Below are 21,001 nucleotides of genomic sequence, written 5' to 3'. Positions count from 1 at the left end.
CCTTTGTAACAAAGGGACGAGCCGACCTTGTTTTCAATCGACTCGCCCAATTCTTATTTATTGACATAAGTTGACATGTATAAGTTGATGATATCACGCGCAATGACTTGGTTGGTGTGATTGTCTTCACTCGTCAAATGCGGAATAATCACGGCAACGGCGATGTGAGAATCATCGGTTTCTGAGTAATCGTAAGCGAGAACGCTCAAGTTAACAGTGGTTACCGCATTACCTGAAGCATCGACAGCGTAGGTTTCGGCGGTACCCGTTTTACCAGCGATGGTTACGGTTGAGCTTCTCATGTGAGAACCTGTGGCAAAAGCATCAGTACCATTTACCACTTGATAGAACCCTTGGTGAATCAAGTCCATATCTTCTGATGAGATATCAACTTTATTAAGCACCTTGCTTTCAATGGTCTTGGTCAAGGTACCTAGACCACCCTTGCCGTCACTTTCGTAAATGCCTTCGACAAGGTGTGGGGCAATACGGCTACCACCGTTGGCTACAGTTGCTGCGTATTGGGCCAATTGCATTGGGGTGTATGAGTCATACTGTCCAAAGGCTTCTGTCAAGACATTACCCGCAGAGTATTCTTTAGACAGGTAACCTGTTGTATTTTCTGGTAGGTCAATGCCTGTACTTGTTCCCATACCGTATTCAGCGTAAGTGGCACGCAATTCTTCCATGGCTTTTTTCATACCAGAAGTTGATAAGGCCATTCCTGAATGGTATTCTTGTCCCATCATCTTGAGGGCGACTTGTACCATGTAGGTATTTGAAGAGTATTCCAAGGCTTGCACGGCTGTGATGTTTCGTGAACCGTAATCGGTAAACCATGACTTGATTGATGGCGAACCAGCGATATTAATTGGTTGGTCAGTCAAGACTTGGTTACCAGAAATGACGTTTGATTTCCAGCCAGCTGTTAGGGTTGCTGCCTTGACAACTGACCCTGGTACAAAGATGTCATTGATGGTACCAAGGGCATCTAGTTGCGTTGTGGTTGAACCAACATCATGCGATAGACCTGCCATAGCCAAGACCGCACCTGTCTTAGGATTGAGGGCAACGGCATAAGCCCCTTCAGAATACGTCGCATAACCACTGGTGATATCTGCTCCATAGTATTGTTGGAGAATGTTTTCCACACCTGCTTGGAAATCTGCGTTAATGGTCAATTTGAGGTTTTGACCTGATTTGCCTTCACTGAGGACTTTGTCAGAAGCCACGTTACCGTTTTTATCGGTTTTGATTTCACGAACGGTGTGAGTCCCTTGAAGGTATTCTTCGTATTCTTTTTCCAAGTAAGAGGTTCCGACACGGTCATCAAGGGCGTAACCTTTGGCAAGATATTCTTCAACTTTTTCGGCTGGCAGACCTGATTTTTTCGATGACACTGTTCCGATAACAGTCACCAAAGAACTGTTTGACGCTTGACGGTCCCAGTCTGTCGCAATAGAAATGCCTGACAGTTTTGATTGGTTGGCGGTGATGTAGGCAATTTGCTCTTCTGTCAAATCCCCAGTCGTCAAATGCACCGTACTAAAGGTTGAAGCTGAATTCATCTGGTTAAAGATATAAACCAATTTCAACTCATCTTCAGAATAGTTAATCTCATCGTCAGTCACCGCATTAACAGCGTTGGCATAAATAGTTGACTCCGACAAACTGTTACCATAGTTATCGTATTTTTCCTTATCTGGTAGGCGTTTGACAACCGCTGCGTAAGTATCTGAATCTGCTAGGTAATAGTCTTTTTTCTGACGTGTGGTGACGTTGGTTTCAGTCAAATTCACCAGCGTTGCCAATTTAGCGGCTAATTTTTTCATTTCTCCCGCAGTCATGGTATTGCTACGTGTAAAGGCTACCACTTGTTTCACGTTGTTGGAAACGAGCAGTTTTCCTGCCGAATCGTAAATTTCACCACGAGGGCTTGAGGTCGTGACCTTATACGTCGTCGATGAATTTAATTTGTTTTCGTAAAACGATTTATTAAAAATTTGCATCTGTGCCAGTCGCAAAACGATGACTGAAAACAGCACAACGATTACCGAAAAAATCAAATAAATCCGTCTTGTAACGTTACTTGGTCCTTTTTCGATTTTGATGTTACGTAATCTCTTTTTTAATGACATTATTTCCTCACAAATAAAAGCTCTGTTTTATATTCTATCATATTTTCATTAAAAGAGAGAAAACTAACCAGAAAAGTTTTTAACCAGACTTTACAAAAAAAGAAAGGTCGCTTGACCCTTCTTTATTACACTTGTTCGTTAACATTGAGTGAAAAATTGATACCGACCTTGTCTTTTAAAAATACCCAAATGTAGTAGGCAATGTAAAAATCAATACAGCCGTGTACCATAGAGCCAAGGCCAATCAACCCCACTAATGACCAGACATAACTCATGGTTAATTGGCTGCCTGTCGTCAAGGACAAGACGACAACAAATTCTGCCAAGCCGTGCAAGAGATTTAATCCCAAAGCTAAAAGCAAGCGTGAGGTGGCATTATCCAAAAGTTTTGGATATCTTTGAAGCAGAACTGCTCCAATCATTGCAAACAAGAGATGTGACACCGCTCGCAAGACAATGACAATCGGAAAGCCAGCCAGCAAGAAACCAAGGCTTGTCCCCAAAGCAACCATGAAGGTCACCTGAGGTGCAATGAACATGGCCATAAAAACAGGCACATGACTGGCTAAAGTGAAGGAAGCTGGCCCAATAACCACCTTAATCGGCATCACCATGGGAATTAAAATCCCAAAGGCTACCAGTATAGCCGAAAAGGCCAGCGATTTTGTTTGACTTTGTTTTACCATAAATTCCTCCTAAATAAACCGGTCTCATAAGCTTTATTTGTGCTTTATCTCACATGATTACTGCTATTATAAAAGAAAACACAACAGGTGTCAAGACATCTGTCGTGTTTTAGTTTTCAGATAACAAAATCCCTTTATCAGCCAAAAGTGTTTTAATCTCATCAAAACGGTCCTTAGAGGAGCAAGACAAAGTGTGCGTATGAATACCATCCGTCAAAGAGGATAATAAAGTAGCGTGCGATTGCTCAATTTTCTCCATGAAATTGGCAATATCTTCTTCTGTCTTAATGTTTAAAGATGCCGTCAGCATCCCATAAACAGGATGTTCCACCTCGACATCCACCACAATCCCACCTTGCGACACAATGCAAGCCAACTCTTCTTCAATCTTATCTTGACCGTGCTGACAAGCAATTTTCCCAATAAACTGATGAGAATACAAGGACTGAGATAAAATGTAGCCTTTTGGCGTTGAAATCACATCATTGTCTGCCGCTCTCAATAAGGCAATATCCCCTACAATAATCTGACGACTCACACCAAATTGGCTGGCCAAAGCACTGGCTGAAATAGGCACCTGAGCCTGACTCAAAGACGCCATAATCTTTTGACGGCGCTCTGCTGCTTTCATAACCATTCTCCTTTCACGTTTCATGCTTTCATCATATCACAAATCCCTCCCATTTTTAAAGTCAGAAAAAAGCACCCTAGCACAAGCTAGAATGCTTCTTACACACTACACTTATTATAAAAGATTATTTACCTAAGTAGTATTCTTTTGTAACGTTCAATTTGTCGTCGAATTCGAAAACAAGTGGTGGGAAGTTAGGGATTTCAACGTCCATGATTTCGTCATCTGACAATTGTTTGATGTGTTTTACAAGGGCACGGATTGAGTTACCGTGTGCACCAACGAATACGTTTTTACCATCTTTAAGTGCTGGAGCGATTTTATCTTCCCAGAATGGAAGGGCACGTTCCAATGTCACTTTCAAGTTTTCAGCATCTGGAATAACAGTGTCGTCAAGGTTTGCGTAACGACGGTCAGTGTGTGCTGAGTATTTGTCATCTTTAGCCATAGCTGGTGGCAATACATCGTATGAACGACGCCAGATGTGAACTTGTTCGTCACCCCATTTTGCAGCAGCTTCAGCTTTGTTTTGGCCAGTCAAACCACCGTAGTGACGTTCGTTTAAGCGCCATGATTTTTCAACTGGAACCCAAAGTTGATCTGATGATTCAAGAGCAAGGTTAGTTGTTTTGATCGCACGTTTAAGAACTGATGTGAAAGCAAGGTCAAATTCGATTCCTGCTTCTTTGATCAATTTACCAGCGTCGATAGCTTGTTGTGTTCCTTCTTCTGTAAGATCTACATCTGCCCAACCAGTGAAAAGGTTAGCTTTGTTCCATTCAGATTGCCCGTGACGTGCAAACACTAATTTTACCATTAGATTTTATCTCCTTCTATAATGTATCGCGACCTAAACGCCGCTGACTTTTACTATTCTACCCAAAAAGAGGTAAAAAAGCTAGTGAAATTACTAATTTTATCTCAAGACGCTGACTTTTCTCAATCAAAGCACTGATTTTGTGACGGTCATGGTGCGCATAGCATTTAATGTAGCCAGCACTGTCACCCCAACATCGGCAAAAATAGCCAGCCACATATTTGCCAAACCAAATCCTGCCAACAAGAGAACGGCTAATTTCACACCGATTGAAAAGACGATATTTTCATGAGCGACGCGACGCGTGCGACGTGCAATAGCAATGACTTTGACTAATTTAGAAAGCTTGTCGTCCATAATGACCACATCAGCGGATTCAATGGCAACATCACTGCCCAAGCCTCCCATGGCAATACCGACATCTGCTCGAGCCAAGACTGGAGCGTCGTTGATGCCGTCACCGACAAAACCAACAGTCGCACGTTTTTGAGCAGTATTGAGATAGGTTTCAAGGCCTGTCACCTTGTCTGTCGGTAGCAATTCTGCCTGATAATCGGTGATGCCAAGTTCTGCAGCTACTTTTTCTGCCACTTCTTTGCGGTCCCCTGTCAGCATAACCAAACGCTTGATACCAAGTGATTGTAATTGTTCTAAGGCGGATTTTGTGTCTGGTTTGATGCAGTCTGAAATCACGATGTGCCCAGCGTATTGCCCATCAATAGCGACATGGACCACCGTACCAACCTTGCTGCACGTTTTCCATTTGGCACCCAAACTGTCCATGAATTTGGTATTACCGACAGCAACGGTATGCCCGTTGATATTTGCACTGACGCCATAGCCTGATTTTTCCGTGATATCCGTAATCCGACAATCATCTGCTTCTTTTTGATAGGCAGAACGAAGAGATTGGGCAATGGGGTGATTTGAAAAACGTTCCACGTGGCTAGCTAAGTGCAACAACTCTTCTTCCTTGATGTCTTTTGGATGAAGGGCAGTTACCTCAAACACACCCTCAGTCAGCGTCCCTGTCTTATCAAAAACCAGAGTATCGAGTGACGCCAAGGTTTCAAGGTAATTAGACCCTTTAATCAAAACGCCCTCTTTGGAACTAGCACCGAGGCCGCCAAAAAAGCTAAGGGGAATGGAAATCACCAAGGCACAAGGACATGAAATGACTAAGAAGGTCAAAGCACGGCTAAACCATTCTGGAAAATGAGCCATGAAATCACCTGAAAACAGGGGCGGTAACACCGCCAAAAGCAAAGCTGCAATCACGACTGTCGGTGTGTAAACCGCCGCAAAACGGGCCATAAAACGTTCGCTCTTAGACTTGTGCGCCGTCGAATCCTCTAACAATTCCAAAATTTTACTAAGAGTCGAATGCTCTACTGAGTGCAACACTTTGACACGGATGACACCTGTCATGTTAATCATACCAGATAGCACTTGGTCGCCCACCACCACTTCTTGGGGCAGGCTTTCTCCCGTCAAGGCTGACGTATCCACCGAAGATTCTCCCTCAATTAAAATCCCATCAATGGCGACTTTTTCCCCTGGGGAAATCGTGATAATCTGCCCCTCATGCAAGACCTTGGGGTCAACATCGACCAGCTTGCCCTCTTGTTCAAGATGAACCACATCAGGTTTCAAAGCCAGCAACTCGGCAATGGATTTTTCACTATTTCCTTCAGCAATGTGTTCAAAAAGTTCACCAATTTGGTAAAAAATCATGACAAAAACAGCTTCGGCAAACTCTGCTTCCTGCGTGATAAAACTAAGAAGAAAAGCACCTAGCGTTGCCAAGGACATGAGAAAATGCTCACTAAAGACCTTACCTTGACTGATTTTCACAACAGCTTTTTTCAAAACCGTATACCCCGCAATTAAATAAGGAACGGCGTACAAAATAGCTTGCATTTCTAAGGTTGGTTGATAGATCCGCACCACCACAACAACCAGTAAAAAGACAAGGATAGCTAGAACAATCTGCCTTAAGGATTTTTTATTCTTCTCTGACATCGGTATCCTCCTCATAATGCTCGATAACGGAATGTAAGACGTGACTAATATGGCTATCAGCCAAACGGTAAATTTGATGCTTACCTTCACGTCTAACAGCCACAATCTTAAGGTTTTTCAATAAAGTCAATTGATGGGAAATGGCTGATGGTGTCATCTCTAAAACTGCCGCTAAGTCTGTTGATTTCCATTCTTTTTGGCTTAGTTGCCACAAGATTTTCAAGCGGGTTTCATTGCCCAAAGCCTTGAAAAAATTAGAAACCGTATCTAGCAACTCCCCCTCAAAATGCTCTATCATCTTTTCTCCTTTCTATTATTAACGTTTTTATATTTGAACACTTATTCAATCGTTCGACAATTTTTAGTATAACCTAAACGCTTTCGTTTTTCAAGTAAAAAACGCTAAAAGACCACTCTCAACACTCAGACACCTCAATATTCCTATTTGAAGAAATCAAAACGGCCTTGAAAGCTTTATAAGATCGCAAGATTATTGGAAAACTGGTCGTTGATATGTATTTATCTTGAAAATGTTCGGGAAAATGACTTGCTTTCATTCTGATGAAATAGTAAAATGAAGATGGGTTGGAATGCCTTTTCAACCGTTATTACAACACTTGGAGGACTTTATGGTTTCTACTGCAACAAAAATCGGTACTTTCGATTTTGACAACTGCCTCATGAATGCCGCTGGCGTTTACTGCATGACTCGTGAGGAATTAGCTGATATTGATGCTTCTGCTGCTGGCTCTTTTGTCACCAAGACAGGGACATTAAACGCACGCGCTGGTAACCCTGAACCACGCTACGTTGATACAAGCCTTGGCTCAATCAACTCAATGGGCTTGCCAAATCACGGTTTCCAATATTATTTGGACTTTGTGACTGAGCTCCAAAACACGCCAAATAGCAAGAATCACTTCTTATCACTTGTTGGTATGTCTGAAGAAGAAACACACACCATTTTAAAAGCCGTCCAAGACTCTGACTACCAAGGTTTGGTGGAATTAAACCTTTCTTGTCCAAACGTTCCAGGAAAACCTCAAATCGCTTATGATTTTGAAACAACTGAGAAACTCTTGAAGGACATTTTTGCTTATTTCACAAAACCACTTGGGGTGAAATTGCCTCCTTATTTTGATATTGCTCACTTTGACCGTGCTGCTGCGGTATTCAATCAATTCCCGTTGGCTTTTGTTAACTGCATCAATTCAATCGGTAACGGTTTGGTTATCGAAGATGAAACCGTTGTTATCAAGCCAAAACATGGTTTTGGTGGTATTGGTGGGGATTATATCAAACCAACAGCGCTTGCTAACGTACACGCCTTTTACCAACGCCTAAATCCTACTATTCCTATTATAGGGACAGGTGGGGTCAAGACTGGTCGCGATGCCTTTGAACACATCTTATGCGGAGCTAGCATGGTTCAACTAGGAACTGTTTTACACCAAGAAGGTCCAGCCGTTTTTGAACGTATTACAAATGAATTAAAAGCCATTATGACTGAAAAAGGCTATGAAAGCCTTGATGATTTCCGTGGCAAGTTACAGTATTTGGACTAACCAAATCATAAAAAAATGCCGCCCTAGAAATAGGGTGGCATTTTTAGTCTTAAAATGACGCTTACCAATCATTCCAAAAATCATCATCGTCATCATTGTTGAGTGTCTTTTCATCGTCCTTATCGTCTTTTTTATTCTTAGGAGCGATGATATTGCCGTCCTTATCCACTTTTGGTTTTAGGACGTAACTATAAGCAATCAACAAAAGAACCTTGATAATTGAAAAAATAGCTAAAACAATAATGATAAATAACAGCGTTTCCTTCATGTTATCAACTCTTCTCTCTAATCCTTTTGGGCAAAGCCAAAAGATGTTTCAACTGATTATAACACAAGTTACCCACATTTTAAACTGTAACCACCTGCTTTAGCTTCTATGGTGGTTTGGTGCTAGGCAGTTTGGGCATTCTATGATACACTATAACTTGAGGGTGGTTTCATTCCTGTATTCATGGGCGATTAGACAAATTTTAGCTCAGGATATGTGGACGCATACCATTCGACATACGAGATAACAAACGTGTAAGGCTGAACCACGTAAAAAGCTGAAAATAGAAGATAATCATGAAAAAGCTTAGTGTAATCGGGATGACTTTATTGTCTATTGTGACCCTTAGTGCTTGTGCCACCTCGTCAAACAACTCAAGCAGCAAAAGCAAGACGGAAAATTCGTATCCTTTAGAACGTTATGCTTCTTCTAGCGAAACAGAATTACCTCAAAAGACCACGGCTTATTCAGACGAGGCCTATGTATCATTTCCGTATAGCGTTCAAGCCGATAAAAAAAATACCTATACTTTTAAGAGTATTACCAAAGTCAAAGGAAACAGCGATGAGGACAATATCCTCTTGGTTGATATCAGTTTCACCAACAATGAAGAAACAGCAACAACACCTTATATGGGATTTGCTGTTGATTGGGACTTGCAACAAACTAACGACAACAAAAATGAGAGTCTTTCTCCTGTTGACCTCAAGGAAGTCCACACCGATGCCAACCAAGAACTCGTGGACAACGCTAATAAAGAAGTCAATCCAGGCGAAACCGTTGACGCCATTGTCGGCTACCGTCTAGCCAACAACACTGAAGACGTTGGCTTTATCCTACGTTCTACCATTTCAAGAGACAACCACAAAGGCTTCGCTTGGTCAAACCAGTAATTTCTCATCACATTATCCTTTATGGCAATAGCCATAAGGGATTTTTTTAACGCAAAAAAGCACCTAGAAGCTCATCTTGGTGCTATCGTCTGATGACTAAAAAAGAGTCTTGCAACACTCAACAAAGGTTGATGGGACAAGGCTCTTTTTCTGCGTTGATTATTTTACAGCGTCTTTAAGTGCTTTACCAGCTTTAAATGCAGGAACTTTTGAAGCTGAAATTTCAATTTCTTCACCAGTTTGTGGGTTACGACCTTTACGAGCCGCACGTTCGCGAACTTCAAAGTTACCAAAACCGATTAATTGAACTTTTTCGCCTTCAGCAAGGAAGCTTTCAATTGCTGAGAATACTGCATCTACAGCTGCTGCTGAATCTTTTTTAGTAAGCTCAGTTGCTTCTGCAACTTTAGCGATTAAATCTTGTTTGTTAGCCATTTAACAAATCCTCCAATTAATTTCTAAGCGTTAACACTTTAACACGTTCTATCATACCCAAAAATCCCCATGAGGTCAAGTATTTAGCGCTATTTAACGGCTTTTCTTGTAAATGTCAAAATTGAATTGGTCCCCAACCAAATCGACTGTTGTTGCCTTCAAATAAATGTCCGCATCGTTCTTCAAATTTTGGATATTGATGTTGATGGCTGACTCATCAGGAAGCACTTCAACAAAGTAAGGCAGCTTATAACTTGACGCAATGTATTTTAAGATTTCAGATTTTGGTAACGAAAGGGTTCCGACTGAGAATGAGGTAACTTTTAACTGAATAGCACCTGAATTTAAGCGGCTAGGTTGGAAGTAGATGTACAAGGGCACTTCATAACCCAGCAAGGTGTATTTCCCTTCAAACATGATTTCAGACGATGTAGCATAGACATTATAAGACATTTTTTTGGTCTGATAATCCTTCAGGTAAGCTGCCACGGTGTCGTTAAGCTGCTCTATGTTGGTTGAGAACGTCCCAACCTTGATGCTCTTTTTTTGGTTGTTGCTGATGTTTTCGGTGGCAGGCTCTCTGACTTGCAACAAACGACTTGCCACCACACCAACAAAAGCGAGGTTCATGGCTAAAATAAGGAGAAATCCCCATTTCCACCAGTTAGTTTTTCGTCCAGTCTTTTTTTGTTTCACTTATCTTCTCCATTACTGCATCTGACATGATTTGGTAGCCGATATTATTGGGATGGAAATGGTCGCCACTAAACAAGGCATCGTTGATGACGGTTGTTTGGTCACCTGAGGTAGATACAATGCCCTCTTCACCATTGACGCCCTTATAGAGCAAATCATTGATTGGCACAAAGTAAACCTTGTCATACTCTTTGGTAACGTCTTCTGTGGCGGTATTCCAATTGTCCACAATGTCTTGCATTTCCGTCATATCAGGAAAATTCAAATAAAAAGGATTGTAAATACCTAGAATATAAATCGGCAAGTTGGGGTTATCTGTTCTTGCAAGGTCAATAATCTGACGGAGGCGTTTTTGGTAATCCTTGGACGATTCGGTGAAAGAAGACACCGACAAATTAGCCAAATTCTTGCGAATCACAGCCATCACGTCATTGCCTCCGACAGTTAAGGTCATCAGATTGGCTTTGGCAAGAGCTTCTTGAATGTCTGTTTGTTCCTGCATGCGTTTTAAAATCTGATTGCTGGTATTGCCAGACACCCCGTAATTGCTGTAATGAACATCGTAATGATATTTATCGGTCAAGTCCTGAGAAAGCAAGGGCACAAAGCCACCTTGATTGGTACTATCGCCAACCCCTTGGGTCAAGGAATCACCGATGGCAACATAGTTAAAGGACTTAGCCTTGGTAGTCGCAATGTCCTTGTGGCTTATCTCTGAAGCGGATTTTGGAATGAGTAAGGAAAAAAGCCCACCGAACAGAAGAAGGGCTGCTAAAAAGAACGCAAACCCTACCATTATCTGTTTGAATTTATTCATAACGCACCATCACCGCAAAGGCATTTTCGCCTGTATGAGTTTGGATAATTGACCCCGTTTCAAGAACGGTGATTGGCGCTCCTAGAACTTCTAGTTTTTCTTTAAAGCCATTCGCCATGTCAGCCGTTCCACAGTAAGAAATCCCAATTTCAGCGACTTTTTTGTTCTTGGCTGTTTCAATAAAACCATCCAACCATTTGTTAAAGGTTTTCAAGCCACGCCCTTTGACAATAGGATTGAGTTCGCTGTGAGCCATTTCCATAACGACTTTGATATTAAGCAGTGAGCTGAGCAAGCCTGTCACACGACCGATACGGCCACCCTTAACAAGATTTTCAAGGGTTGATACACCGATAAAGAGTTCTGATTTTTTACGAACTTCTTCGATTTTTGCCACGACTTCTGACAAGCTCGCACCTTCTTGCGCTAATTTGGCAGATTGAACCACTTGGAAGGTTTGGCATTGGTCAGTAAAGGTCGAATCAATGACCGTCACATTCGCACCTGATAAGTTAGCACCTTGGCGGGCCGCTTCTACTGTTCCTGACAAGGTATGAGCGATGTGAATCGATACAATGTGTTCAGCGCCCTCTTTCATCAGTTTTTCATAAGCTTCTGCAAAAATGCCGACAGGTGGTTGGCTGGTCTTTGGCAAATCACGGCTATGACGCATCATGTTCAAGAATTTGCCTTCTTCTTTTAAGTCATTGTCTGAATAAACCACACCGTCAATCATCACTGACAAAGGGATAACGGTAATATCATACTTCGTAATCAACTCAGGTTCTATCGTTAAAGACGAATCTGTAACAATTTTAATTTTACTCATATTTTATCCTATCATTACTTCTGTTCTAGTTTTTACTCCAATGCCATTATACCAAATTTTTCAAGACTTCGGGGATTTTTTCTAACGTGAAAATGAGAAATCTTTGAAAAGAAAGCTACTCTGTTCCACTTTTGTGCTAAGCGCCTAATGTTTTAATAATTCTCGGGCTTGTTGGCGGGCCAAATCCGTCACGTCATTGCCTGCTAACATTTTAGCAATTTCTTCCACACGTTGGTCTTGCGTGAGCAAACGAACCGTTGACACGGTTTTATGCTCATCACTCCGTTTTTCAATGTAGAACTGGTAATCAGCAATAGCCACCACTTGTGGCAAGTGAGAAATAGCAAGAACCTGACCATGACTGCCAATTTTGTGAATTTTTTGGGCAATAGCTTGGGCAACACGACCTGACACCCCTGTGTCCACCTCATCAAAAACAATACTGGTCTTGTCCTCTTTGCGTGAAAATGCTGATTTGATAGCCAGCATCAAGCGCGATAATTCCCCTCCAGATGCCACTTTAACCAGCGGCTTAAAGCCTTCACCAGGGTTAGTGGAAATGTAAAACTCAACGTTTTCATTACCTTCACGATTGAATTTTCCCTTGCTAAATTGCACTTGGAAGTCTGCCTTTTCCATGTACAAATCAGCCAGTTCTTGCTTGATTTCACTTTCTAGAGTTTTAGCAAGAGCATGGCGTTCTTGGCTGAGGTTGTCAGCTGCCGAGATAAGCTCTTTTTCCAATTGTTTCAAGGTCTTTTCCATATCATCGGAAAATTCGTCATTGCCCGTCAACAGATTGTATTCTTTGGTGATATTATCGTAATATTCCAAAACGTCATCGACACTGCCACCGTATTTTCGGGTAATGCTGTTAATGACTTCCAAACGAGCCTCGATTTGCTGCAATTGCTCGGCATCAAAATCCAAATTCTCAATCACATCCCCTAATTGTTTGGTGATTTCTTCCAAAATGTAGTAGGCTTCTGATAGATTGGTGGACATTTCCTTGTAGTCACGGTCAAATTCTTCCAAGGACATCATGTCATTCATGGCAGAGCGGATATTGGACAAGCTTGAAAATTCTTCGTTATCCAGCATGACATAGGCATTCATCAACGTATCTGCAATGTGCTTGTGATTTAACAATTTATCGCGGTTTTGGTGGAGTTTTTTGTCCTCACCTGATCGAAGGGCAGCTGCTTCAATTTCCGCCATTTGAAAGGCAAGCATCTCAATACGAGCCTTGTGTTCTTGCTCGTTTTTTTGTTTGGTCAATACCCGTTGACGCAATTGACGGTAGTCTTCAAAAAGGGATTGGTAATGTTTTTTGACTTCACAAAAAGCCTTGTCACCAAATTCGTCCAGCATCTTAATATGGCGATTTGGCTTCATTAATTCTTCTTGGTCGTGCTGACCGTGGATATCCACCAGATATTGCCCCACAGCTCGCAAGGTAGCTAGGTTGACCAATTGCCCATTGATGCGACCGATTGAACGACCATTTTGCAAAATATCACGGCGAATAATCAATTCCTCACTGGCGTCAATGCCATTATCTTCCAAAATGGTCATCAGCGCAGCATTTTTCCCAACTGAAAAGAGCCCTTCAATTTCGGCTTTGGTCGCTCCATGACGAATCACATCAAGGCTGGCACGCGCCCCTAGCATCAGATTCATGGCGTCAATAATAATGGACTTACCAGCCCCTGTTTCCCCTGTCAACACCGTCATTCCATTATCAAAAGTCAGGGAAATTTCCTCGATAATGGCGAAATTTTTAATGGACATTTCTAAAAGCATGGGAAAAACCTCTCTTAATGGCTACTTGTCATCCATTGGTGCACTTCATGGCGAATGGCCTTGGCAGCGTCAGCGCTTTTTGCCAACACCAACAAGCTATCGTCATCTGCAATCACACTCAAAATACGGTCCTTGAAATCTTCCAACAAGAAACGTTTAATCAGGCGGCTATTTCCTGGAACCACGTCCAAATTGAGGAAGGCCTCTAAACCTGGTGTTTCTTCTGAAATCGACAAAACGGTGCTCTTAATGGGGACAGAGGGCTGACCGACTTTTTGGGCTTTATCTATTGAAAAGCCGTAGATATAAGGCCCTTCAGATGATGGCACCTTGATAATGCCAATCTCATTCATGTCCCTAGACACCGTTGCTTGGGTCAAGGTCAAGCCTCTTTCCTCTAGCAATTTCAGTAAGTCGTGTTGGGTTTCAATGGCATTTTCTGAAACCATTTTCTTGATTAGTTCTAAACGTTCACTCTTTTTCATCTTTAAATTCCTTATGTGCTTTTTCTACGATTTCTGGAATCTGTGCTGCCACTTGGCTTTGAGGGTCAGCAGATTTTTCCAAATGGGCCAAAAATTCGATATTGCCATGCCCACCTTGGATTGGTGAAAAATCAAGTCCCTTAACGCTAAAGCCATCAGCCAAAGCAAAGGCAGTCACCTGCTCTAAAACCTTTTGATGAACAGCCTTATCGCGAATGATGCCATTTTTTCCAATTTGCTCGCGGCCTGCTTCAAATTGCGGCTTAATCAGCGCAACCACTTGGCCTTGGTCTGCCAAAATAGCGTGTAGAGCTGGCAAAATGAGTTTGAGGGAGATAAAACTAACGTCAATGCTGGCAAATGTCGGCTGCCCTTCTGTAAAATCAGCTAACTGAGCGTAGCGGAAATTGTATTGCTCCATGCTCCGCACACGCGCATCCTGACGTAATTTCCAGACCAATTGGTTGGTACCGACATCAACAGCGTAAACCAGTTTGGCACCGTTTTGCAGCATCACATCGGTAAAGCCACCTGTTGAGGCACCGATATCAATCGTAGTCTGACCGTCCACAGACAGGCCAAAAACCTGCAAAGCCTTCTCCAATTTCAAACCACCACGGCTAACGTATTTGAGCTTTTCGCCCTTGAGTTTGAGTTCGGTTCCAGCGTCGATTTTTTCACCAGGTTTGTCATAACGTTCTCCGTTAATCACATTGACCACAAGACCCGCCATCACCCCACGTTTGGCTTGCTCACGGGTATCAAAAAGCCCTTGTTTATAGGCTAGTACGTCCACTCTTTCCTTAGGCATTTAGTCGTAACCTTTCTATCATTTCAGTGATTTTTTCAGTGTGAAACGCTTGCGTTTCTGCTAGTTTTTGGAAAATGGCTAGCGCTTGGTCGATGGATTGATTTAAGACATCGTACGACTGTTCTAAACCAAGCAAACTTGGATAAGTAGCCTTGTCAGCTAAGAGGTCTTTTTTAGGGGTTTTGCCGATTTCGTCAAAGGTCGCTGTCACATCTAAAATGTCATCACGCACTTGAAAAGCCAGTCCAATCAAGGCACCCGCTTCATGCAAACGAACCAAGTCTACTTCTGATACATTGGCAACAATACCAGCTGCCACAATCGGAAAAGTCAACAATTTCCCTGTTTTATTGGCATGAATGGCCTGCAATTCTGTTAATTCCAGTTGACGTTCTTCGCCTTCCACATCCAGCATTTGCCCACCAACCATGCCATAGGTTCCAGATGCTTGGGACAATTCTGCTATCAATTGCACCTTAATCTTATCAGCCAGCTCTGCATTTGCCACCAACCCAAACGGGTCTAAAAAGAGACTATCTCCTGCTAAAATGGCTGTCGCTTCGCCAAATTTTTTGTGGTTAGTCAAACGCCCACGGCGGTAATCATCATCGTCCATGGCTGGCAAATCATCGTGAATCAAACTTCCCGTGTGAATCATCTCCAAAGCCGCTGCCACGTCAAAATGCCCCTCGGTCAAATCCATGCCAAAACCTTCCAACATTTCCAAAAACAGAAGCGGTCGGATGCGTTTGCCACCAGACTCCACCGAGTACAAAATAGAGGCAATTAAATCCTCTGAAACCTGAGGTTTTTGGCTATAATAACGGTAAATAGCCTGATTGATTTCCTTTATTTTATCCATTAGGCATCCATTTCCGTCTCTGTTCCGTCAGCTTGCATGACTTTGACAAGCGTTTTTTCCGCAGAATCCAGCGTTTTTTGCAATTCTTTTGACAAAATCATGCCTTGCTGGAAGGCCTCGATCGCATCTTCCAAAGCCACATCACCATTTTCAAGCTTGGTCACAATGGCTTCTAATTCCTGTAAATTTTCCTCAAATGTTTTCTTTTTTGGCATTTTTTACCTCCACTTCAAGTTGCCCATCTTTTAATTGAACGCTCAATTGCTCTCCTTTTGCTACTTCAGTGACGCTAGAGATCACCTTATCTCCCTTTTGCACCATGGCATAACCTCTTGCAATAATACGACTCGTATCCAAGGACAACAAAGCGTCTTGGGCTTTTTCAAATCGTGCCAATTGGCTTTCGTACTGGCTAGTCACCTGCGAGGTCAATAGACGTTTGAGGGCCTCAATTCGCTCCTTATAGCGTCTGATATTGCGCTCCAAATCTACGGCCAAAAGGCGTTGGTTAAGCAATTGTTGGGCTTGACTGGCTTGTTGAACCTGCTGTTCCACGGTGCTTTTTAACCGCGAGGTCAAATGGTCACATTTCTGGGCATAACCATCATACAAACGCTCAGGCTGTCTGAAAATCACCGATTTGGCCAACTTACCCAAACGTTCTTGATCTCTTTTAATCACTCGCAAACCAGCTTGATAAGCCCTGTTTTGTCGCTCAGAAATCCATGAAATAATGTCTGCCTTTGTCACAGGTGTCGCCAATTCTGCCGCTGCCGTTGGAGTAGCAGCCCTGCGGTCAGCCACAAAATCCGCCAAGGTGGTATCGGTTTCATGCCCCACGCTTGAAATCACAGGAAGGCGAGATTCAAAAATGGCCTGCACCACAACTTCTTCATTGAAAGCCCACAGGTCCTCAATCGAGCCGCCGCCACGACCGACAATCAGTAGGTCCAGGTCCTCACGTTCATTGGCTAAGGCGATATTAGCAGCCACTTCCTGACTAGCTCCCTCACCTTGCACCTTGGTTGGGAAAAGCAAAATCTCCACCCCAGGAAAACGGCGAGATACAGTGGTAATAATATCACGAATAACGGCTCCACTTGGGCTAGTCACCACACCAATTTTCTTGACAAATTGTGGTAAGGGTTGTTTATGACGCTCGTCAAAATACCCCGCCTCAGTCAATTTTTTCTTCAATTGCTCAAACTGAATAGCCAAGGCACCAATACCATCTGGCTCCGCTTTCTCAATGATAATCGAATACGAACCGCTTGGTTCATAAATTTGGACACGGCCAACAACGTTGATTTTCATGCCTTCTTCCAGCTCAAAATCAAGTTTTTTAAAAGTGCCTGCCCACATGGTGGCCTGAATGACCGCTTGCTCATCTTTTAAAGAAAAATATTGGTGATTGGGACGACGACGAAAATTGGATACCTGACCAGTCAAATACACCCGCTCCAAATAAGGGTCGCGGTCAAATTTTAATTTAAGGTATTTGGTCAAACTTGACACACTTAAATAATCTGACATAGTAGGCTCCTTTCTGTTCTCTTGTTACCTGATATAAATATGGCATATCATTACAATTATAGCAAAAAATAGCGCAAAATGGCAGACGGAATCTCCTAGTCTGTCCAAACAAAAAGCACCACAGTGCGCTTTTCAGATTATAATTCGGAATACTTTTTCATCACGCGCGGAATATCGGCACTAATGCTTGTCGGAAGAACAACATAGGCATCCGCACTCAATTTATCCGCTATGGCTGAGTGGAGATAAGTCGCCGCTGCCACCGTATCAAAGAGATTATCAGAAAATTGTGCCACAAATCCTGCAATCATGCCGCACAAAGTATCCCCCATACCTCCAGTTGCTTGGTAGGGGCCTCCAACCGTCAATTCACCAATACGTTTACCTTGAATGACCTTAGTCTGATGGCTTTTAGCCACTAAAATGGTTGAGGCTGGGAAAGCTTGCAGGGCTTTTCGGGTATTGGGCAAGGTTTGTTTGGCAATGGGAATACCTGATAAGCGTTCCCACTCTTTTTGGTGCGGCGTTAAGATTAGATTTGGCGTCTTAAATTGACGAAAATTGGGCAAAGCAAGGAGATTTAAGGCGGAACCGTCAACAATCAAAATTTGGCGTTTGGCAACCTTATCCAAAACCGTTTTGAAAACCTTTTGGGCTTTAAAGCTTTTACCCAAACCAGGACCAATCAAAATCACATCAGCTTGTTCAATGCTGGTTTGCAAAAGTTCGGTATCCACAGCATCAAAAGCCATGGCTTCTGGCAAGTGGCTATGCAAGGCAGCGATATTGTCACGCTCGGTCGCCACAGTCACCAAACCCGCTCCGCTATTGACCGTAGCAAGAGCCGACATGATAATAGCACCACCATAAGGATAAAAACCACCGATCAAAAGCACATGACCGTAGGTTCCTTTATAAGAATGACTGACACGTTTGGTAATAACTTTTTTAACTAAATGTTCATTGATAATCATAAACTCACACTTCTAAGGGCTGATTGATAGGTTTGTTCCATCAGCATGGTTATGGTCATTGGGCCAACCCCACCAGGAACAGGGGTGATTAGACTGGCTATTGGTTCAACCCCTTCAAAATCAACATCACCAATAAGTCTGCCATCAACATCACGATTCATGCCAACGTCAATGACTACGGCACCTTCTTTGACAAAGTCAGCCGTCACAAAATGACCTTGGCCGATAGCGACAATTAAAATATCCGCTTGCTTGGTGACTTTTGCCAAATCGCGTGTCCGCGAATGCGCCAAGGTTACCGTTGCATTTTTTTCCAGCAGGAGTTGTGCCATAGGCTTACCAACGATATTGGAACGGCCAATGATAACAGCCGTTTTGCCCTCTAACGCCACTTCGTACTCACGCAACAATTCCATGATACCAGCTGGGGTACAAGGCACCATGACAGGACGCCCACTCCAAAGGTGACCAGTATTCATAGGATGAAACCCATCCACATCTTTTTTAGGGTCAATGGCTAAAATGACACGCTTGTCATTGATATGCTTTGGCAAAGGCAATTGCACCAAAATTCCATGAAAACGCTCGTCCTTATTGTATTTTTCAATAACTTGAATCAGCTCTTCTTCGCTGATAGATTCTGACAAACGAACCGTTTCACTCAAAAAGCCGACCTTTTTAGCAAAGCGCTCCTTATTTCGCACATAGACTTGGCTGGCAGGGTCGTCCCCCACTAAAATAACCACCAATCCAGGCACTAGACCTGATTCAGCTTTTAAACGTTCCACTTTTTCCTGCAAGGCCGCTTGCTTTTTTGCCGCTAGGGCTTTGCCATCAATTATCTTTGCCATACCATTCCCCCTTTTTATTATTACCCTCTATTATACCAAAAAAATCGATTATAAAAGTGTGTATTTTCAGAATATTTCTCCATAAAAAAACGTGCTCCAAAGAGCAAGTCCTTATTTTAAATGAGCGGGTTTGTGCATTTCTTCTTTGATAGGGCACGAACACTCACAATCTCCGCAAGCCCCCTTACTTTTAAAGAGGCGTCGAATGCCAAAAAACGTCGCTACTGCAATCAATGCTGCAATAATAAAAGTTGCCATATTATTTCCCCACTGTTTCTAAATCATCCAAATGAATCACTGGCGTGTCTGCTGTTTTTGGTTTTCTGACGATGAAGTAAATTATGCCAAGGCACAACAGAACCGCGATAACTGTCCACACGGTAATTGGCTCACCGTACAAGCAGACCAAACCAAATTGATAAACCACCAAGCTAATCACATAAGCCAAACCTGTTTGAAATCCAATGGTGCCCAAAGTCCATTTCAAATCACCCATTTCACGTTTAATGGCACCAATAGCCGCAAAACATGGGGCACAAAGCAGATTGAAAATCAAGAAAGAATAAGCTGCCAAGCTACTATAATCCAATTGCAAGGCTGTTTCAAGGCCACTAACGTCGCTGCTGTGGTACAAGATACCAAATGTGGCAACCACTGTTTCTTTGGCTGCTAGACCAGTTACAGCTGCCACCGCTGCTTTCCAATTGCCAAAACCAAGTGGTTGGAAAATCCAAGCAAAGAGTTGCCCAAAATGCGCCAAAATAGAAGAATCTGTATCAACGGCATGAAGAGAGAAGTCATAAGAAGACATAAACCAAATAATAACCGTCAAACTGAAAATGACTGTCCCAGCACGTTTTACAAAACTCAAGGCTTTCCCAAAGGCATAGCGAAGAACCGTTCCCATTTTTGGCAAGTGGTAGGCTGGTAATTCCATGATGAAAGGACTCACGTAACTGCCAAGCATAGTTGTTTTCTTCAAAGCAATCCCTGATAAAATAATGGTTAGAAAGCCGATGAAATAGGTCGAGGGCGCTACAAATGGATTGTCAGGGAAAAAGACGCCTGAAATCAAGGCAATGATTTCTAGCTTAGCCGAACAAGGCATGAAGGTCGCCGTCATAATGGTAATGCGGCGGTCACGCTCATTTTCAATCGTTCGGCTCGACATGATGGCTGGCACCCCGCATCCCGTCGCAATTAGCATGGGAATAAAGGATTTTCCAGACAAGCCAAAACGCCTAAAAATACGGTCCATGACAAAGGCAATCCGACTCATGTACCCAATATCTTCCAAGACACCAAGGCAGACAAAGAGCACGAAAATTTGCGGCAAAAAGCCAAGAACCGTTCCCACTCCAGCGATGATACCGTCAATAATCAAAGATTTTAACCAATCAGCCACCTGCCAACTTGTCAACAGAGAATCCGCCAAACTTGGAATCCAGTCACCAAACAAGGTGTCATTGACCCAATCTGTCCACATGGTCCCCACCGTCTGAATCGAGAGGAAATAAACCAAAAACATCACCAAAGCAAAGATTGGCAAGGCAAGAATACGGTTCGTCACAATGCGGTCAATACGGTCAGACAGCGTTGTGCTGAAGCTGTTATCGTGGTGCTGAGCCATTTGGGTCACACGTTCGATAAAGGCATAGCGTTCGTTGATGACGATTGATTCCGAATCTTCCGTGAAAATTTCCTCAGTGATTTTGATCACGTCATCGATTTCTTTCTGCTGAAACTCCGATAAAGTCACCTCGGTTTGCACCAAAGCGTCGCGTTCAAAGAGCTTAATGGCAAAAAAACGCATGGCACGTTCTGGGACGCTATTGCCTAAAATATCCACAATCTGTTGAATAGCTGCCTCAAATTTATCGCTGTA

22 protein-coding genes and 1 pseudogene (1 of these 23 cut by a window edge) are annotated in these 21,001 nt (G+C 42.8%); 2 read left to right on the top strand and 21 right to left on the bottom strand.

Annotated features, from left to right (window positions below; genetic code table 11):
• Nucleotides 1–53: 53 nt before the first annotated feature.
• The 6 genes from pbp2b to B3473_RS02950 form a co-directional block, all read right to left on the bottom strand.
• The gene (pbp2b, locus tag B3473_RS02975; protein ID WP_293651165.1) at nt 54–2,138 is read right to left on the bottom strand and encodes a penicillin-binding protein PBP2B; all 2,085 of its coding nucleotides are present in this window, start codon (nt 2,136–2,138) and stop codon (nt 54–56) included.
• Nucleotides 2,139–2,263: 125 nt separating this feature from the next.
• Nucleotides 2,264–2,824 (bottom strand): hypothetical protein, encoded by a 561-nt coding sequence (locus B3473_RS02970; RefSeq protein ID WP_154455108.1) that lies wholly within the window; start codon nt 2,822–2,824, stop codon nt 2,264–2,266.
• Between the two features lie 109 nt (nt 2,825–2,933).
• A complete protein-coding gene (locus B3473_RS02965; RefSeq protein WP_154455109.1) occupies nt 2,934–3,455 on the bottom strand; it encodes a transcription repressor NadR in 522 nt (173 codons plus the stop codon).
• 124 nt (nt 3,456–3,579) lie between these two features.
• Nucleotides 3,580–4,272 (bottom strand): phosphoglycerate mutase, encoded by a 693-nt coding sequence (locus B3473_RS02960; RefSeq protein ID WP_154455110.1) that lies wholly within the window; start codon nt 4,270–4,272, stop codon nt 3,580–3,582.
• Nucleotides 4,273–4,398: 126 nt separating this feature from the next.
• Entirely contained in the window at nt 4,399–6,294 is a 1,896-nt protein-coding gene (locus B3473_RS02955) for a heavy metal translocating P-type ATPase (protein ID WP_154455111.1), read from the bottom strand.
• On the bottom strand, nt 6,278–6,592 hold the full coding sequence (locus tag B3473_RS02950) for an ArsR/SmtB family transcription factor (RefSeq protein WP_154455112.1): 315 nt from the start codon (nt 6,590–6,592) through the stop codon (nt 6,278–6,280). The genes B3473_RS02955 and B3473_RS02950 overlap by 17 nt, the downstream gene beginning before the upstream one ends.
• 331 nt (nt 6,593–6,923) lie before the next feature.
• On the opposite strand from B3473_RS02950, the gene B3473_RS02945 reads away from it, so the two are divergent.
• Entirely contained in the window at nt 6,924–7,859 is a 936-nt protein-coding gene (locus B3473_RS02945; RefSeq protein WP_154455113.1) for a dihydroorotate oxidase, read from the top strand.
• 61 nt (nt 7,860–7,920) lie between these two features.
• Here B3473_RS02945 and B3473_RS02940 read toward each other — a convergent pair whose 3' ends face one another.
• A complete protein-coding gene (locus B3473_RS02940) occupies nt 7,921–8,127 on the bottom strand; it encodes a hypothetical protein (protein ID WP_154454420.1) in 207 nt (68 codons plus the stop codon).
• A gap of 296 nt (nt 8,128–8,423) precedes the next feature.
• Between B3473_RS02940 and B3473_RS02935 the strand changes: the two genes are divergently transcribed.
• The gene (locus B3473_RS02935) at nt 8,424–9,020 is read left to right on the top strand and encodes a DUF5067 domain-containing protein (protein ID WP_168261297.1); all 597 of its coding nucleotides are present in this window, start codon (nt 8,424–8,426) and stop codon (nt 9,018–9,020) included.
• A gap of 159 nt (nt 9,021–9,179) precedes the next feature.
• On the opposite strand, the gene B3473_RS02930 is transcribed toward B3473_RS02935, so the two are convergent.
• The 14 genes and pseudogenes from B3473_RS02930 to feoB all read right to left on the bottom strand — a co-directional run.
• Nucleotides 9,180–9,455 (bottom strand): HU family DNA-binding protein, encoded by a 276-nt coding sequence (locus B3473_RS02930; RefSeq protein WP_154454422.1) that lies wholly within the window; start codon nt 9,453–9,455, stop codon nt 9,180–9,182.
• A 93-nt stretch (nt 9,456–9,548) separates the two neighbouring features.
• Nucleotides 9,549–10,151: a YpmS family protein gene (locus B3473_RS02925; RefSeq protein ID WP_167829255.1), complete on the bottom strand. Its 603-nt coding sequence runs from the start codon at nt 10,149–10,151 to the stop codon at nt 9,549–9,551.
• Nucleotides 10,120–10,968 carry an SGNH/GDSL hydrolase family protein gene (locus B3473_RS02920; RefSeq protein WP_154454423.1) on the bottom strand — a complete coding sequence of 283 codons (849 nt, stop codon included), beginning with the start codon at nt 10,966–10,968 and terminating at the stop codon, nt 10,120–10,122. The genes B3473_RS02925 and B3473_RS02920 overlap by 32 nt, the downstream gene beginning before the upstream one ends.
• A complete protein-coding gene (locus B3473_RS02915) occupies nt 10,961–11,797 on the bottom strand; it encodes a DegV family protein (protein ID WP_293651163.1) in 837 nt (278 codons plus the stop codon). Before B3473_RS02915 ends, B3473_RS02920 begins: the two co-directional genes overlap by 8 nt.
• Before the next feature lie 144 nt (nt 11,798–11,941).
• Nucleotides 11,942–13,600, bottom strand: a complete 1,659-nt coding sequence (gene recN / locus B3473_RS02910) for a DNA repair protein RecN (protein WP_293651162.1) — start codon at nt 13,598–13,600, stop codon at nt 11,942–11,944.
• Nucleotides 13,601–13,614: 14 nt separating this feature from the next.
• Entirely contained in the window at nt 13,615–14,085 is a 471-nt protein-coding gene (locus tag B3473_RS02905) for an arginine repressor (RefSeq protein WP_154454426.1), read from the bottom strand.
• Nucleotides 14,072–14,896, bottom strand: coding sequence for a TlyA family RNA methyltransferase (locus B3473_RS02900; protein WP_235280860.1), 825 nt, complete (start codon nt 14,894–14,896; stop codon nt 14,072–14,074). Before B3473_RS02900 ends, B3473_RS02905 begins: the two co-directional genes overlap by 14 nt.
• Complete coding sequence (locus B3473_RS02895) at nt 14,889–15,758, bottom strand: polyprenyl synthetase family protein (RefSeq protein ID WP_154454428.1); 870 nt, start codon at nt 15,756–15,758, stop codon at nt 14,889–14,891. The genes B3473_RS02900 and B3473_RS02895 overlap by 8 nt, the downstream gene beginning before the upstream one ends.
• The gene (locus B3473_RS02890; protein WP_154454429.1) at nt 15,758–15,973 is read right to left on the bottom strand and encodes an exodeoxyribonuclease VII small subunit; all 216 of its coding nucleotides are present in this window, start codon (nt 15,971–15,973) and stop codon (nt 15,758–15,760) included. The genes B3473_RS02895 and B3473_RS02890 overlap by 1 nt, the downstream gene beginning before the upstream one ends.
• A complete protein-coding gene (gene xseA / locus B3473_RS02885; protein ID WP_235280861.1) occupies nt 15,951–17,291 on the bottom strand; it encodes an exodeoxyribonuclease VII large subunit in 1,341 nt (446 codons plus the stop codon). Before xseA ends, B3473_RS02890 begins: the two co-directional genes overlap by 23 nt.
• Before the next feature lie 137 nt (nt 17,292–17,428).
• A complete protein-coding gene (locus B3473_RS02880; protein WP_235280862.1) occupies nt 17,429–18,265 on the bottom strand; it encodes an NAD(P)H-hydrate dehydratase in 837 nt (278 codons plus the stop codon).
• Nucleotides 18,262–19,116 carry a bifunctional methylenetetrahydrofolate dehydrogenase/methenyltetrahydrofolate cyclohydrolase gene (locus tag B3473_RS02875; RefSeq protein ID WP_154454432.1) on the bottom strand — a complete coding sequence of 285 codons (855 nt, stop codon included), beginning with the start codon at nt 19,114–19,116 and terminating at the stop codon, nt 18,262–18,264. Before B3473_RS02875 ends, B3473_RS02880 begins: the two co-directional genes overlap by 4 nt.
• 111 nt (nt 19,117–19,227) lie before the next feature.
• Nucleotides 19,228–19,374: a FeoB-associated Cys-rich membrane protein gene (locus B3473_RS02870; RefSeq protein ID WP_154454433.1), complete on the bottom strand. Its 147-nt coding sequence runs from the start codon at nt 19,372–19,374 to the stop codon at nt 19,228–19,230.
• 1 nt (nt 19,375) lies between these two features.
• Nucleotides 19,376–21,001: pseudogene (gene feoB / locus B3473_RS02865) on the bottom strand (ferrous iron transport protein B); it runs 524 nt beyond the window's last position.

Source organism: Streptococcus sp. UBA632, from assembly GCF_002300045.1.
Taxonomy (GTDB): Bacteria; Bacillota; Bacilli; order Lactobacillales; family Streptococcaceae; genus Streptococcus; species Streptococcus alactolyticus.
Note: the sequence above shows the minus strand (reverse complement) of the source record. Positions and strands in the feature narration are given on the sequence as shown.

What these genes read in the sequence shown, in the direction of transcription:
- pbp2b (WP_293651165.1), bottom strand. Translation starts at nt 2,138, where the DNA reads ATGTCATTAAAAAAGAGATTACGTAACATCAAAATCGAAAAAGGACCA.
- B3473_RS02970 (WP_154455108.1), bottom strand. Translation starts at nt 2,824, where the DNA reads ATGGTAAAACAAAGTCAAACAAAATCGCTGGCCTTTTCGGCTATACTG.
- B3473_RS02965 (WP_154455109.1), bottom strand. Translation starts at nt 3,455, where the DNA reads ATGAAAGCAGCAGAGCGCCGTCAAAAGATTATGGCGTCTTTGAGTCAG.
- B3473_RS02960 (WP_154455110.1), bottom strand. Translation starts at nt 4,272, where the DNA reads ATGGTAAAATTAGTGTTTGCACGTCACGGGCAATCTGAATGGAACAAA.
- B3473_RS02955 (WP_154455111.1), bottom strand. Translation starts at nt 6,294, where the DNA reads ATGTCAGAGAAGAATAAAAAATCCTTAAGGCAGATTGTTCTAGCTATC.
- B3473_RS02950 (WP_154455112.1), bottom strand. Translation starts at nt 6,592, where the DNA reads ATGATAGAGCATTTTGAGGGGGAGTTGCTAGATACGGTTTCTAATTTT.
- B3473_RS02945 (WP_154455113.1), top strand. Translation starts at nt 6,924, where the DNA reads ATGGTTTCTACTGCAACAAAAATCGGTACTTTCGATTTTGACAACTGC.
- B3473_RS02940 (WP_154454420.1), bottom strand. Translation starts at nt 8,127, where the DNA reads ATGAAGGAAACGCTGTTATTTATCATTATTGTTTTAGCTATTTTTTCA.
- B3473_RS02935 (WP_168261297.1), top strand. Translation starts at nt 8,424, where the DNA reads ATGAAAAAGCTTAGTGTAATCGGGATGACTTTATTGTCTATTGTGACC.
- B3473_RS02930 (WP_154454422.1), bottom strand. Translation starts at nt 9,455, where the DNA reads ATGGCTAACAAACAAGATTTAATCGCTAAAGTTGCAGAAGCAACTGAG.
- B3473_RS02920 (WP_154454423.1), bottom strand. Translation starts at nt 10,968, where the DNA reads ATGAATAAATTCAAACAGATAATGGTAGGGTTTGCGTTCTTTTTAGCA.
- B3473_RS02915 (WP_293651163.1), bottom strand. Translation starts at nt 11,797, where the DNA reads ATGAGTAAAATTAAAATTGTTACAGATTCGTCTTTAACGATAGAACCT.
- recN (WP_293651162.1), bottom strand. Translation starts at nt 13,600, where the DNA reads ATGCTTTTAGAAATGTCCATTAAAAATTTCGCCATTATCGAGGAAATT.
- B3473_RS02905 (WP_154454426.1), bottom strand. Translation starts at nt 14,085, where the DNA reads ATGAAAAAGAGTGAACGTTTAGAACTAATCAAGAAAATGGTTTCAGAA.
- B3473_RS02900 (WP_235280860.1), bottom strand. Translation starts at nt 14,896, where the DNA reads ATGCCTAAGGAAAGAGTGGACGTACTAGCCTATAAACAAGGGCTTTTT.
- B3473_RS02895 (WP_154454428.1), bottom strand. Translation starts at nt 15,758, where the DNA reads ATGGATAAAATAAAGGAAATCAATCAGGCTATTTACCGTTATTATAGC.
- B3473_RS02890 (WP_154454429.1), bottom strand. Translation starts at nt 15,973, where the DNA reads ATGCCAAAAAAGAAAACATTTGAGGAAAATTTACAGGAATTAGAAGCC.
- xseA (WP_235280861.1), bottom strand. Translation starts at nt 17,291, where the DNA reads ATGTCAGATTATTTAAGTGTGTCAAGTTTGACCAAATACCTTAAATTA.
- B3473_RS02880 (WP_235280862.1), bottom strand. Translation starts at nt 18,265, where the DNA reads ATGATTATCAATGAACATTTAGTTAAAAAAGTTATTACCAAACGTGTC.
- B3473_RS02875 (WP_154454432.1), bottom strand. Translation starts at nt 19,116, where the DNA reads ATGGCAAAGATAATTGATGGCAAAGCCCTAGCGGCAAAAAAGCAAGCG.
- B3473_RS02870 (WP_154454433.1), bottom strand. Translation starts at nt 19,374, where the DNA reads ATGGCAACTTTTATTATTGCAGCATTGATTGCAGTAGCGACGTTTTTT.